12 protein-coding genes are annotated in these 13,315 nt (G+C 73.3%); 7 read left to right on the top strand and 5 right to left on the bottom strand.

What is annotated here, in order from left to right:
- The first annotated feature begins 69 nt into the window (after nt 1-69).
- Nucleotides 70-462, top strand: a complete 393-nt coding sequence (locus ACIQ6R_RS06740) for a hypothetical protein (RefSeq protein ID WP_404177342.1) — start codon at nt 70-72, stop codon at nt 460-462.
- Nucleotides 463-556: 94 nt separating this feature from the next.
- Nucleotides 557-1,981 (top strand): S28 family serine protease, encoded by a 1,425-nt coding sequence (locus ACIQ6R_RS06735; protein WP_404177345.1) that lies wholly within the window; start codon nt 557-559, stop codon nt 1,979-1,981.
- A 48-nt stretch (nt 1,982-2,029) separates the two neighbouring features.
- Here the strand turns inward: ACIQ6R_RS06735 and ACIQ6R_RS06730 are convergent, their stop codons facing one another.
- From ACIQ6R_RS06730 to ACIQ6R_RS06720, 3 genes are all read right to left on the bottom strand, one after another.
- Nucleotides 2,030-2,704, bottom strand: coding sequence for a hypothetical protein (locus ACIQ6R_RS06730; RefSeq protein ID WP_404219279.1), 675 nt, complete (start codon nt 2,702-2,704; stop codon nt 2,030-2,032).
- Between the two features lie 123 nt (nt 2,705-2,827).
- The gene (locus ACIQ6R_RS06725; protein ID WP_404219277.1) at nt 2,828-4,675 is read right to left on the bottom strand and encodes a glycoside hydrolase family 3 protein; all 1,848 of its coding nucleotides are present in this window, start codon (nt 4,673-4,675) and stop codon (nt 2,828-2,830) included.
- Between the two features lie 443 nt (nt 4,676-5,118).
- A complete protein-coding gene (locus ACIQ6R_RS06720; RefSeq protein ID WP_404219275.1) occupies nt 5,119-6,051 on the bottom strand; it encodes a LysR family transcriptional regulator in 933 nt (310 codons plus the stop codon).
- A gap of 118 nt (nt 6,052-6,169) precedes the next feature.
- On the opposite strand from ACIQ6R_RS06720, the gene ACIQ6R_RS06715 reads away from it, so the two are divergent.
- Together ACIQ6R_RS06715 and ACIQ6R_RS06710 are read left to right on the top strand one after the other, a co-directional pair.
- A complete protein-coding gene (locus ACIQ6R_RS06715; protein WP_404219272.1) occupies nt 6,170-7,114 on the top strand; it encodes an EamA family transporter in 945 nt (314 codons plus the stop codon).
- Nucleotides 7,111-7,830 carry a GNAT family N-acetyltransferase gene (locus ACIQ6R_RS06710; protein ID WP_404219270.1) on the top strand — a complete coding sequence of 240 codons (720 nt, stop codon included), beginning with the start codon at nt 7,111-7,113 and terminating at the stop codon, nt 7,828-7,830. Before ACIQ6R_RS06715 ends, ACIQ6R_RS06710 begins: the two co-directional genes overlap by 4 nt.
- Here the strand turns inward: ACIQ6R_RS06710 and ACIQ6R_RS06705 are convergent.
- Nucleotides 7,814-8,614, bottom strand: coding sequence for a sugar phosphate isomerase/epimerase family protein (locus ACIQ6R_RS06705; RefSeq protein ID WP_404219268.1), 801 nt, complete (start codon nt 8,612-8,614; stop codon nt 7,814-7,816). The genes ACIQ6R_RS06710 and ACIQ6R_RS06705 overlap by 17 nt on opposite strands.
- A gap of 205 nt (nt 8,615-8,819) precedes the next feature.
- Nucleotides 8,820-9,866 carry a LacI family DNA-binding transcriptional regulator gene (locus ACIQ6R_RS06700; RefSeq protein ID WP_404219266.1) on the bottom strand — a complete coding sequence of 349 codons (1,047 nt, stop codon included), beginning with the start codon at nt 9,864-9,866 and terminating at the stop codon, nt 8,820-8,822.
- A 212-nt stretch (nt 9,867-10,078) separates the two neighbouring features.
- Between ACIQ6R_RS06700 and ACIQ6R_RS06695 the strand changes: the two genes are divergently transcribed.
- The 3 genes from ACIQ6R_RS06695 (at nt 10,079) to ACIQ6R_RS06685 (ending at nt 13,298) form a co-directional block, all read left to right on the top strand.
- Nucleotides 10,079-11,230, top strand: a complete 1,152-nt coding sequence (locus ACIQ6R_RS06695) for a Gfo/Idh/MocA family protein (protein ID WP_404219264.1) — start codon at nt 10,079-10,081, stop codon at nt 11,228-11,230.
- On the top strand, nt 11,227-12,378 hold the full coding sequence (locus ACIQ6R_RS06690) for a dihydrodipicolinate synthase family protein (protein ID WP_404219262.1): 1,152 nt from the start codon (nt 11,227-11,229) through the stop codon (nt 12,376-12,378). Before ACIQ6R_RS06695 ends, ACIQ6R_RS06690 begins: the two co-directional genes overlap by 4 nt.
- A gap of 77 nt (nt 12,379-12,455) precedes the next feature.
- Entirely contained in the window at nt 12,456-13,298 is an 843-nt protein-coding gene (locus ACIQ6R_RS06685; RefSeq protein WP_404219626.1) for a sugar phosphate isomerase/epimerase family protein, read from the top strand.
- The last annotated feature ends 17 nt before the right edge of the window (nt 13,299-13,315 follow it).

The following is a 13,315-nucleotide window of genomic DNA, read 5'->3' as shown; positions in this document are numbered from 1 at the left end:
ACGGTGCGCGTCCGTACAGCCGTACGCCGGTGCCGCCGTACGGCGGAGGCGGAGAGGGAGGGGACCGCTGTGCGCAAGGGTGGTGCTGGAACACGCCGGCGGCTGGCGCTCGGCACGGCCGTGCTGACCGCGGCCGGGCTGCTCGCCGTCGCGGTGCCGCAGGACGCGCAGGCCGCCGCGGCGTGCCCGGGCCGCAAGGTCCGCACGCTGCCGTTCTCCACCGGGTCCGTCCTGGTCTACAAGCGCGGCGGCTACGTCTGTGCCGTCACCCTCCCCGAGAAGCCCGGCACCAAGCGGCAGATGTCCGTCAGCGTGCAGGCGCGCGGCGGCCGGCCGGTCGTGGACTCGGGGCGCTACGCCTACCGGGCGGGGCCGGTGACCGTGCACGCCGGGAAGCGCTGCGTGTGGGTGAAGGGCAAGGTGTCCAGGGGCTCGGTCAGCTCCGGCTGGATCCTCTGCTGAGCCGGTTCCCGGCAGCCAATCCTCGATCTCCCCTGGTGTGCGGGTGACTTGCTCCGATAGCTTCCGGCGCACATCTGTTTCACAGGGAGGGTGCATGCGCAAGGCGCTCAGATGGCTGCTGGCGCTCGTGGTGCTCATAGGCACCGTCAGCACGGCGGGTGCGGCCACCGCCGCCGAGCCGAAGGCCGTCGACATCAAGGACCGGCTGCTGTCCATACCGGGCATGAGCCTGATCGAGGAGAAGCCGTACACCGGCTACCGCTTCTTCGTCCTCAACTACACCCAGCCGGTCGACCACCGGCGCCCGTCCAAGGGCACGTTCCAGCAGCGGATCACCGTGCTGCACAAGGACACGGCCCGCCCGACGGTCTTCTACACCGGCGGCTACAGCGTCTCCACGAACCCCAGCCGCCGCGAGCCGACCCAGATCGTGGACGGCAACCAGGTCTCCATGGAGTACCGCTACTTCACGCCGTCCCGGCCCGAGCCGGCCGACTGGTCCAAGCTGGACATCTGGCAGGCGGCCAGCGACCAGCACCGCATCTTCAAGGCACTCAAGCCCCTCTACTCCGAGAACTGGCTCTCCACCGGCGGCTCCAAGGGCGGCATGACCGCCACCTACTACGAGCGCTTCTACCCCCGCGACATGGACGGTGTCGTCGCCTACGTCGCCCCCAACGACGTGGTGAACCGCGAGGACAGGGCCTACGACCGCTTCTTCGCCCGCGTCGGCACCGAGGAGTGCCGCGACCGGCTGAACGGCGTGCAGCGCGAGGCACTGGTGCGCCGGGCCCCGCTCAAGGAGAAGTACGAGGCGTACGCCGCCGAGAACGGCTACACCTTCGACACCATCGGCAGCCTGGACCGGGCGTACGAGGCCGTCGTCCTCGACTACGTGTGGGGCTTCTGGCAGTACAGCACCCTCAAGGACTGCGCCGACATCCCGGCAGACGCGAAGAACGCGACGGACGACGAGATCTGGAACTCCGTCGACACCATCTCCGGCTTCTCCTTCTACACGGACCAGGGCCTCGCCCCGTACACGCCGTACTACTACCAGGCGGGCACGCAGCTGGGCGCGCCGACGATCCACTTCCCGCACATCGAGAAGAAGTACATCCGCTACGGCTACCAGCCGCCGCGCAACTTCGTGCCCCGGTCGATCCCGATGAGGTTCGAGCCGTGGGTGATGCGGGACGTCGACCGCTGGGTGCGGCACAACGCCGACCGGATGCTGTTCGTGTACGGCGAGAACGACCCGTGGGGAGCCGAGCCCTTCCGTCTCGGGCGCGGCGCGCACGACTCCTACGTCCTCACCGCGCCCGGCATGAACCACGGTGCCAACGTCGCCGGCCTGGTGCCCGAGGAGAAGGCCCTCGCCACGGCCCGCATCCTCGACTGGGCGGGCGTCGCCTCCGCCGAGGTCCGGGCGGACCCGTCGGCGGCCGAGCCGCTGGCGAGGTTCGACGCCAAGCTGGACAAGCGGGACGTGCAGCGCGAGCCGGCGCTGCGCCCGTAGGACGGTGACCGCGCCCGGCCGCCGCTGAGACGCTCCGATACGGGACGCTCACAGCGGCCGGGCGCAGCCCACCGGCCGTTCGCCGCCGAGGCGGACGTAGAGGCCGGTCGAGGCCGGGCAGTCCGTCCGGACGGCGACCGCCTCGACCACCTTGAACTGCGGTTTCCTTGTGCCCTCGCCGTCGCACGCGGTCTCGCGGACCTTGCCGCCCCCGGCGTCGTAGACGCAGTCGCCGACGATGGTGCGCGGGCCGCCCCCGCCGCCCGGATCGCCGGGGTGCGGCGGCTGGAGCCCCCGCATACAGGCGTAGCCACGGGACACGGCCCCGTCGCCGTCCTCGTCGGACGAGGGGCGCTGCTCGCTGATGTGCAGCACGAAGTCGGTGGTGGCGGGGCACGGCGGCCCGTCGCCCGCACGGCCGTCCTCCCGGGCCACGACCCGGGCCGCCGCCCGCTCACTGTCACACGGCACCTCGGTGAACGAGACCGTCCCGAACGAGCTGCACTCGTCGATCGCGAGGAACACCGCCCCGTACCCGGAGGGCCGCACGACGGCCGGGGCCGAGCCCGACGGGGTCCCCCCGCCGAGCCGCCCGTCCCCGCTCGCGCCCTCGCCGCCGCCCTTCCCGCCCGTCAGGCCGGTCGGGCTCTGGCAGCCCGTCAGCAGCACGGCGCACAGCGCCGACAGGGCGCAGAGCGCCCCCGCAGCCCATCTCTCACGCATCGCCGTCCCCCCGGATCCCCGGTCCAGCGTGACCCGCCGCAGCGGGCGCACGCCAGACGCGCGGGGTGCTTTGCGCACGGCGGCCGGGGCGCCCCCGGCGCGTGGCGTAGGCCGGGCTACGCCCTACGACCGGTACGACAGCCCGTGCCCGAGGGGGTACAGCACCTCGGTCGGATCGTCCGCCCGCACCACCGGCACCGGCAGCCTGCCGCGCGGCCGTACCCGCCCGGCGATCACCCGGGCCGCCGCCCGCACCTCGACGTCGGTCCAGGAGTACGCGGCGAGGTACGCGCGGACGTCGGGGAGCCGGGCCACGTCGTACGGATTGCGGATGGCGACCGCGACGACCGGCTTCCCCGTCTCCAGCAGCCGTGCCACCAGCGTGCGCTGGCTGCTGGCCGCGGTGACGTTGTACGTGGCGACCACCACCGCGTCGGCGTCCCCGGCCGCCGCGACCGCGCGGTCGATGACGGCGGCGGACGGCGCGGTGCCCGTGGACAGGGCGGTGGCCGTGAAGCCCAGCTCCGTCAGCTCGCCCGCGAGGACGCCGGTGGGCGGCCCGGTCGTGCCCGAGGGGGAGGCGGGGTCGGCGCCCACGACGAGCACCTTCGGGTGTTTCCGGCGCGACAGCGGCAGCAGCGGCCCCTCGTTGACGAGCAGTGTGGTGGTCCGCTCGGCGATCCGGTCGGCCGTGGCCAGGTGCCCCCGGGTGCCGACGGTGCGGTCGACGTCCCGCCGGCTGGTGTAGGCGTCCCGGAACAGTCCCAGCTTCGCCTTCAGCCGCAGCACCCGCAGGATCGATTCGTCGAGTCGCGCCTCGGTGAGTTCACCGTCGCGTACGGCGTTCAGGACCGCGTTCCAGGCGAGGTCCAGGTGCGGCGGGTTGAGCAGCTGGTCGACGCCCGCCTTCAGCGCCAGCACCGGCACCCGTTCGTCGCCGTACTTGGTCCGTACGCCCTCCATGCCGAGGGAGTCGGTGACCACGACCCCGTCGTAGCCCAGCTCCTCGCGCAGGATGCCGGTGAGGATGGGGCGGGAGAGGGTGGCCGGGTCGCCGGAGTCGTCGAGCGCCGGGACCACGAGGTGGGCGGTCATGATCGCGTCGATGCCGGCGTCGATGGCCGCGCGGAAGGGCGGGGCGTCCAGCTCCGCCCACTGCTCGCGGCTGTGCGTGATCACCGGGAGGCCGGTGTGGCTGTCGGTGGCGGTGTCGCCGTGCCCGGGGAAGTGCTTGGCACACGCGGCGACCCCGGACCGCTGGTACCCCGTCACCTCGGCCGCCACCAGCTCCGCCACCGCCTCCGGGTCGGCGCCGAAGGACCGTACGCCGATCACGGGGTTGGCCGGGTTGACGTTCACGTCGGCGACGGGGGAGTAGTCCTGGCGGATGCCCATCGCGTGCAGCTCGGCGCCCGCGACCCGGCCGAGGGCACGGGCGTCGGAGCGCGACCCGCCGGCGCCGATGGCCATCGCGCCCGGGAAGAGGGTCGCCGGCTCGCCCACGCGGGCCACTATCCCGTACTCCTGGTCGGTGGAGACGAGCACCGGCAGGCCGCGCGGCAGCTCCAGGGACGCCTTCTGGATGCCGTTGGACAGGTCGGCGATCTGGTGCGGATCGCGGGTGTTGTGCGCCCAGGCGAAGTAGATGACGCCGCCGACCCGGTACTTGGCGACCAGCTCGGCCGCGGTGCGGACGCCGATCTCCTTGAGGTTGGCGTCGATGTCGGCCTGGTCCGGGGCGGTGGCGGAGTGGCCGTAGACCCGCATGACGAAGAGCTGGCCGACCTTCTCCTCCAGCGTCATGCGGGAGATGAGGGCGCGGAGTCGGTCGTCGTCCGGCCTGCGGGCGTCGGCGTGCGCGGTGCCGCCGCCGGCCGCCAGGGTCGCGGTGACGACCGCGGTGGCGGTGAGGACGGTACGTCTGGAGGGGTGTGCGGTGCTTCCCGTGCCGGCCGTGCTGCTGTGGTGCACGTGCGCTCCTTCCGGAGTGATCCGCTGGGGAATCGCTGGAGAGGTGCTGAAGGAAACTTCCAAGGAGTCACCAATATCCGGGAAGTTTCTGCCAGTCAAGGGAGCGCACAGGAGTCACCCGAAGCGGTGGGGAGGGAGCCGGAGGGGCCGCCGTCGGCGCCGGGAAGGGGGCGCGCCGACGGCGGCGTGCTGCGGACCGCGGTACGGCGGAGAGGGTGGTCAGCGATCGCAGCCGGCAGCGAGGCCGACACCGCACCGCGCAGACTCATCCGGCAGCGTGCGGATTGGACGACGGGGGCCGGGGAGGGGTTCCCGGTCGGGCCGGCTTTCCCAAGTCGGTACGCACGGGGTCCGTGGGGCGAGGAATGCCTCCCGCACCGATTTGGGGGTGTGCCGATGCCGTCTCCTGTGTCGACCTGGGGGCGCGCCCGCACCGGCGCCGCTCAGTCGGCTCGTGCGGCGGTGCCCGTGCGGGCCGAGGCGTCCGGCCAGTGGGCCCGTAGCGTGCGCACCGTCTCCGCGATCGCCGGGCGGCGAGCCGCGCCCGCGCGCCACAGTGCGTACAACCGCCGTACGGGCGTCGGCACGAGCGGCACCTCCACCACTCCGGCGGGCAGCGGACCGCGCCCCAGCCGGGGGATCAGGGCGATGCCCAGCCCGGCCGCGACCAGCGCGACGAGGGTCGGGTTCTCGTCGGCCTGGTGGACGATGTCCGGCTCGTGCCCCGCGCCCCGCAGGGTCCGCAGCAGCCAGTCGTGGCAGACCCGCCCGGGCGGCTGACAGATCCACCGCTCCCCGCCCAGCTCCTCCCGCCGCACGCCGTCCCGCCCCGCGAACCGGTGCCCCTCGGGAACGAGCAGATCGCACAGGTCCTCCCCGACGGACGCCTGCTCCACCCCGGCCGGGGCGGGCAGCGGCGCGATGTCCCAGTCGTGCGCCACGACCAGGTCGACCGCGCCCTTCGCCACCAGGTCCACGGACAGATGCGGGTCCACCTCGGTGAGCCGGGCGTCGAGCACGGGATGCCGGGCCGCCAGGTCGGCCAGCACGGACGGCATCAGACCGCGCGCCGCCGACGCGAACGCGGCCACGGTCAGCCGCCCCGCCGGCACCCCGCGCCGCTCCTCCAGCCGGGTCTCCGCCCGCTCCACGACGGCCAGCAACTCGACCGCGGTGGCGGCGAGTTGCCACGCCTCGTCGGTGAGCCGCACCCCGCGCCCCTCCCGCTCCAGGAGCACCGTCCGGGTCTCCCGCTCCAGCTTCGCGATCTGCTGGGACACGGCGGACGGCGTGAAGCCGAGCGCGGCGGCGGCCGCGCCGACGGTGCCGTGCACGGACACGGCGTGCAGAGCACGCAGACGCTGAAGATCGAGCACGAGGCAGCCCCCTGATACGGATCCTGATGTCCCTGATGCGAACAGTTAGCGGTGCTTCATCCAACCATGCAGAAATCATCGCTGGTGCTTCATGGTCGATCGGCGTGATTCTCGACGCATGCGACCTTCCCACCTGCTCCTCGCCGTGCTCGTCGCCGCCGTCTGGGGCGTGAACTTCACGGTCATCGAGATCGGCCTCGACCACTTCCCGCCGCTGCTCTTCTCCGCCCTGCGCTTCCTCGTGGCGGCGCTGCCCGCCGTCTTCCTCGTGGGCCGCCCGAAGGTGGCCTGGAAGTGGATCGTGGCGGTGGGACTGGTGCTGGGCGTCGCGAAGTTCGGGCTGGTCTTCGTGGGCATGGACACGGGCATGCCGGCCGGCCTGTCCTCCCTCGTCCTGCAGATCCAGGCGGTGTTCACGGCGGTGATCGCGGCGGCGGTACTGGGCGAACGCCCCACGGGCGTGCGGGTGCTGGGCATGGTGGTGGCACTGGCCGGCATCGGCGTGGCGGCCCTCGACGAGGGCGCCTCCGGACCGCTGGGCGCTTTCGTGCTGGTCGTCGGGGCGGCGGCCGCGTGGGGCCTGTCCAACGTCCTGACGCGCAAGGCCTCCCCGCCCGACGCGCTGAACTTCATGGTGTGGGTGTCCACCGTGCCGGTACTCCCCCTGCTGGCCCTGTCCCTCATGACGGAGGGCCCGTCCCGGGACCTCGCGGCCCTGCGCGGGCTGGACTGGCAGGGTGCCGGCACGATCCTCTTCGTCGCCTGGATCTCGACCGTCTTCGGCTTCGGCGCCTGGGGCTGGCTGCTGCACCGTCACCCCGCCTCCACGGTCGCGCCGTTCTCCCTCCTGGTGCCCGTCTTCGGCATGTCGTCGGCGGCGCTCTTCCTCGGCGAGTCGGTGACCCCGCTGCGGTGGTGCGCGGCGGCGCTGCTGGTGGGCGGGGTGGCGCTGACGACGCTCACTCCCGCCCGGCGCGGCCGGGACCGGCTGCCGAAGGTGGTCGCGGCCGGCCCGGAAAGCGTTGGACGGCCGCCCGCGCGGGCGGAAGAATCCGTCCGGTGACATTCACCCTGGAGGGGCCGGCCCTCGAAGGCACGCTGGTACGACTGGAACCGCTGGGCCCGCACCACGCGGCGGACCTGGCCGGGGCCGCCGAGGAGGACCGCGGCAGCTACGCGTTCACATGGGTGCCCAGGGCCGACGAGGTCGGCGCCTACATCGACGCCCAGTTGGCGCGGGCGGCCACGGGGCGGCTGGCGCCCTACGCGCAGGTGTCCCTCGCCACCGGCCGGGCGGTCGGCGCCACTTCCTACTGGGAGCCCCGCTCCTGGCTGACGGACGACGCCCTCGACGCCATCGAGGTCGGTTTCACCTGGCTGGCCCGGTCGGCACAGGGGACGGGCGTCAACGCCGAGGCCAAGCTGCTGCTGTTCCGCCACGCCTTCGAGGTCTGGCGGGTCTCCCGGGTCGACCTGAAGACCGACGCCCGCAACGCTCGGTCCCGCGCCGCGATCGAGTCGGCCGGCGCCCGCTTCGAGGGCGTACTGCGCAACTGGTCCCGTTCCTGGGCGCCGGGCGAGGAGGGCCGGCTGCGCGACTCCGCGATCTACTCGGTCACCGCGGCGGAGTGGCCGCGGTGCCGGGAGCGGCTGGAGCGCCGGGTGCGGAGGGCGGTGTCGACCGTCACGGCGGCACCCACGCCCACGCACACCTCGACGCCCACGCCCACGGCCACGTCCACGCCCACGTCCACGCCCACGATCACGCCGCGTCGCTGAGCAGCCGGGCGAGGTGCTCGCGCCCCGCGACCAGCAGCTCCGGCAGCGGTGCGGCCGACTCGTACCACCGCTTCTCGTACTCCCAGCACAGCCAGCCGTCCCAGCCGTGGCGGGAGAGGACGTCCACCACCTCGGTGAGCGGCAGTACGCCGGCGCCGAGCGGCAGCGGGGTGGTGTCCTCGGCGGAGGCGATGTCCTTGACCTGGACGTAGCCGAGGTGCGGGGCGAGGGCCAGGTAGCTCTCCGAGGGCTGCTCGCCGCCCAGCCAGGTGTGCATCACGTCCCACAGGGCGCCGACCTGGCGGTGCCCGACCAGGCCGAGGACGCGCATCGCGTCGGCGCCCGTGCGGTGCGAGTCGTGGGTCTCCAGGAGGATGCGCACGTCCAGCTCGGTGGCGTACTCGGCGGCCGTGCCCAGCCGCCGGGCCGCCGTCGCGTCGGCCTCCTCGGGGCTCTGGTCGGTGCCGCCGCCGGGGAAGACCCGGATGTACGGGGCGCCCAGGTCGCGGGCCAGGTCGAGCAGGGCGCGGATCTCGGCGATCACGGGGTCGTCGGCACCCGGCGCGGCGACCCGCGCGTACCCCGCGAGGCCCAGCAGTTCCACGCCCGCCTCCTTGAACCCGGCCGCCACCGCGGCCCGTTCGTCGGGGGCCAGGCCGGGGTGCACCGGTTCCTCCGGGTGGGCGCGCAACTCGACACCGTGGTAGCCGTGCGCGGTCGCGAGCCCCAGCACGTCGGTCAGGGGCAGGCCGGGGACACCGAGGGTGGAGAACGCCAGCTTCATGACCACGGAGCGTACCCGCCGCCGCCTCCCGCACTCCTCCCCGTCAGCGGGTGTCGCCGCCCGGCGGGCCGACCCGGCCCGTCCTGGGGGTCCCCCCTCGGGGGGAGTTCGAGGACGAGGGTGTCCAGGCCGAAGCGGGGGCGTGGGGGCGGCAGCCCCCGTCAGGCCCGCACCGACGCGGGGCGCCCGGAAACCAACGGCACGCTCACTTCCGCGGCCCTCCGGAGGACCCCCGCACCATCAGCTCCCCCCGCACCGTCGCGATCCCCCCGGGCGGCGCCTCCTCCCGCCCCATCGCGATGCGCCCCGCCCGCGCCCCCGCCTCCGCGAGCGGCAGCCGGACCGTCGTCAGCGCGGGTACCGCGTCGATGCTGAAGGGCAGGTCGTCGAAGCCGGCCACGGACACGTCGTCCGGGATGCGCAGCCCCAGCTCGCGCAGCGCCGCGCACGCACCCAGCGCGACGGAGTCGTTCGCGGCGACGACGGCCGTCAGGGAGGGGTCCCTGCGCAGGAGCTCGAGCGTGGCCTCGTAGCCGGACTGCCGGTCGTAGCGGCCGTGGACCACCCAGCGGGGGTCCTCCTCGATGCCGTGCGCGGCGAGCGCGGCGCGATGGCCCTCCAGCCGGTGCCGGGTCGTGGTGCGCTCCTGAGGACCCGCGATGTAGCCGAGCCGCCGGTGCCCGAGCCCGATCAGGTGGTCGGTCAGCTCCCGGCCGCCCCCGCGGTTGTCGAAGGTCAGCGCGATCGCCCCGGTGTCCGGCGCCGGGGGCCGCCCGCACAGCACCACCCGCGTGCCGGCCTCCGCCAGCTTGCGCAGCTTCGCCGCCACGGCCGCCTGGTGCGCCGCGTCCTCCATCGCCCCGCCGGTCAGCACGACGGCCGCCGCCCGCTGCCGTTGCAGCAGGGTGAGGTAGGTCAGCTCGCGTTCCGGGGTGCCGCCCGTGTTGCAGACCACGGCGAGTCTCTCGCCGCCCGCTCTGCCGCCCGGCCCACCGATCTCGGACTGGATCGCGCCGGCCATGATGCCGAAGAAGGGGTCGGCGATGTCGTTGACCAGGATGCCCACCAGGTCGGACGTCGCCGCCGCCAGCGCGCTCGCGGGGCCGTTGAGCACGTAGTCCAGGTCGTCGACCGCCTTCAGCACCCGTTCCCGGGTGGAGGCGGCCACGGGATAGTTCCCGTTCAGCACGCGCGACACCGTCGCGGGGGAGACCTGGGCGCGGGCCGCCACGTCCGCCAGTGTCACCGTCATGTCCTCGTCCTCCGCATCGCGCCTGTGCCGTACACCGTCGTCCCGTCCCGGGTGACCTTACGGCCGCGGCCCGCCGGTGTTCGTCCCCTCGAACAACTCACCCGAACCGCGGTCTTGTCCAGACCACCGTCCACAGGCTAGCTTCGTAGCGTATAGAAAGCGCTTGCTGTACCGCACTACATCTGACTCATCGCTCGTACGAAGGGAATGACGTGACACGCAAGACGGTGCGAATCGCCATGAACGGTGTGACCGGACGCATGGGCTACCGCCAGCACCTCGTCCGCTCCATCCTGGCCCTCCGCGAACAGGGCGGCCTCGACCTCGGCGACGGCACCGTGCTGTGGCCGGAACCGATCCTGGTCGGCCGCCGCGAGCACGCCCTGAAGGCACTGGCGGAGCGGCACGGCCTGGAGCACGTCTCGACGGACGTGGACGCGGTCCTCGCCGACCCGTCCGTCGACATCTACTTCGACGCCCAGGTCACCTCGGCCCGCGAGGAGGCGATCAGGAAAGCGATCGCCGCCGGCAAGCACGTCTACACCGAGAAGCCCACCGCCACCGGCCTCGACGGCGCCCTGGAGCTGGCCCGCCTGGCGAACACCGCCGGCATCAAGCACGGTGTCGTCCAGGACAAGCTTTTCCTCCCCGGCCTGCTCAAGCTCAAGCGCCTCATCGACGGCGGCTTCTTCGGCCGCGTCCTGTCCGTGCGCGGCGAGTTCGGCTACTGGGTCTTCGAGGGTGACTGGCAGGACGCCCAGCGGCCCTCCTGGAACTACCGCGCCGAGGACGGCGGCGGCATCGTCGTCGACATGTTCCCGCACTGGGAGTACGTCCTGCACGAGCTGTTCGGCCGCGTGAAGTCCGTCCACGCCCTCGCCACCACCCACATCCCGCAGCGCTGGGACGAGAACGGCAAGCCCTACGACGCCACCGCCGACGACGCGGCCTACGGCGTCTTCGAGCTCGACGGCGGCACGATTGCCCAGATCAACTCCTCCTGGGCCGTCCGCGTCAACCGCGACGAACTCGTCGAGTTCCAGGTCGACGGCACCGAGGGCTCCGCGGTCGCCGGACTGCGCGACTGCCGGGTCCAGCACCGTTCCGCCACCCCCAAGCCGGTCTGGAACCCGGACATCCCCGCCACCGAGGCCTTCCGCGACCAGTGGCAGGAGGTCCCGGACAACGGCGACTTCGACAACGGCTTCAAGGCCCAGTGGGAACTGTTCCTGCGCCACGTCTACGCCGACGCCCCCTACCACTGGGACCTGCTGGCCGGCGCCCGCGGTGTCCAGCTCGCCGAACTGGGCCTGAAGTCCTCCGCGGAGGGCCGCCGCCTGGACGTACCGGAGATCGCGCTGTGACCCTCCACCTGCCGGACGCCAACGGCACCCTGCGCGCCTACGAGCCCCGCACCGAGCCCCTCGCGGTCTCCCCAGGAAGCGCTTTCACCTCCCGTACGGTCTTCTCGGCCGCGCACGTCGTCGCCGACCCCCGCGCGGACACCACGCCCGACGGCCCCGCCGCCGTCGACTGGGACGCCACCCTCGCCTTCCGCCGCCACCTGTGGTCCCACGGGCTCGGCGTCGCCGAGGCCATGGACACCGCCCAGCGAGGCATGGGCCTGGACTGGGCCGGCGCGGCCGAACTCGTCCGCCGGTCCGCCGCCGAGGCGAAGGCGGCCGGCGGACGGATCGCCTGCGGCGTCGGCACCGACCAGATCACCGGCGGCACCCTCGCCGAGGTCCGGGCGGCCTACGAGGAACAACTCGCCGTCGTGGAGGAGTCGGGCGCCCAGGCCATCCTGATGGCCTCCCGAGCCCTGGCCGCGTCGGCGCGGAGCCCCGAGGACTACCTGGAGGTCTACGGCCACCTGCTCCGCCAGGCCGCCGAACCGGTGATCCTGCACTGGCTCGGCCCGATGTTCGACCCGGCCCTGGAGGGCTACTGGGGGTCGGCGGACCTCGACGCGGCCACCGGCACCTTCCTCGACGTCATCGCCGCCCATCCCGACAAGGTCGACGGCATCAAGGTCTCCCTGCTGGACGCCCGGCGCGAGGTCGACCTGCGCCGCCGCCTCCCGCAGGGCGTGCGCTGCTACACCGGCGACGACTTCAACTACCCCGAGCTGATCGCCGGCGACGAGCAGGGCTTCAGCCACGCGCTGCTCGGCATCTTCGACCCGCTGGGCCCGCTGGCGGCCGAGGCGGTCCGAGTGCTGGACACGGGGAACACGGAGGGCTTCCGCGCCCTCCTCGACCCCACCGTCGAACTCTCCCGGCACCTCTTCCAGACCCCCACCCGCTACTACAAGACGGGCGTGGTGTTCCTGGCCTGGCTGGCCGGCCACCAGAGCCACTTCACGATGGTCGGCGGCCTCCAGTCGGCCCGCTCCCTGCCGCACCTCGCCCGCGCCTACGAACTCGCGGACGGTCTCGGCCTGTTCCCGGACCCGAAGCGCGCGGAGGAGCGGATGCGAACCCTGCTGAGCCTGTACGGAGTGGACCAGTGAGCGCCCTCGGCCCGGACCGCGATCGCGCCGGCCTTCTCGACAGCGATCTCGACCTGACGCGTTTCAGCGTCAACCAGATGACGGTCAGGCAGTTGTCGCTGCCCGAACTGGCCGCCGCCTGCCGAGAACTGGGCGTCGGCAACGTCGGCCTGTGGCGCGAACCGGTCCAGGCGTACGGCGTCGAGGCCGCGGCCAAGCTGGTCCGCGACGCGGGCCTGACCGTCACCACCCTGTGCCGCGGCGGCTTCCTCACGGCGATCGACGCGGACGAACGGGCGAAGGCCCTGGCCGACAACCGCCGTGCCGTCGACGAGGCCGCCACCCTCGGCACCGACACCCTCGTCCTGGTCTCCGGCGGTCTCCCGGCCGGCGACAAGGACCTGCGCGCCGCCCGGGAGCGCATCGCCGACGCCCTGGCGGAACTGGCCCCCTACGCCGAGCGGCACGGCGTACGGCTCGCCATCGAGCCCCTGCACCCCATGTACGCCTCCGACCGCTGCGTGGTCTCCACCCTGACCCAGGCCCTGGACCTCGCCGAACGATTCCCGGCCCACCAGGTCGGCGTCACCGTCGACACGTACCACATCTGGTGGGACGACCGGGCGCCCGAGCAGATCGCCCGGGCCGGGGCGGGCGGACGCATCCACACCTTCCAGCTCGCCGACTGGACCACCCCGCTGCCCGAGGGCGTCCTCAACGGCCGCGGCCAGATCGGGGACGGTGCGATCGACATGCGGGAGTGGAAGGGGTACGTGGAGGCGGCCGGGTACACCGGGGCCATCGAGGTCGAGCTGTTCAACGAAGGGCTGTGGGCGCGGGACGGGCGGGAGGTGCTCGCCGAGACGGCGGCACGGTTCGCCGCGCACGCGGGGGACGCCGGGCACGCGGGGGACGCCGGGAAGGCGGGCCGGGAAAAATAAATCCGGCGACCCGTGCA

This window comes from Streptomyces sp. NPDC096048 (assembly GCF_044763415.1).
Taxonomy (GTDB): Bacteria; Actinomycetota; Actinomycetes; order Streptomycetales; family Streptomycetaceae; genus Streptomyces.
The sequence above is the reverse complement of the archived record's forward strand: the minus strand, read 5'-3'. Positions and strand labels throughout refer to the sequence as shown.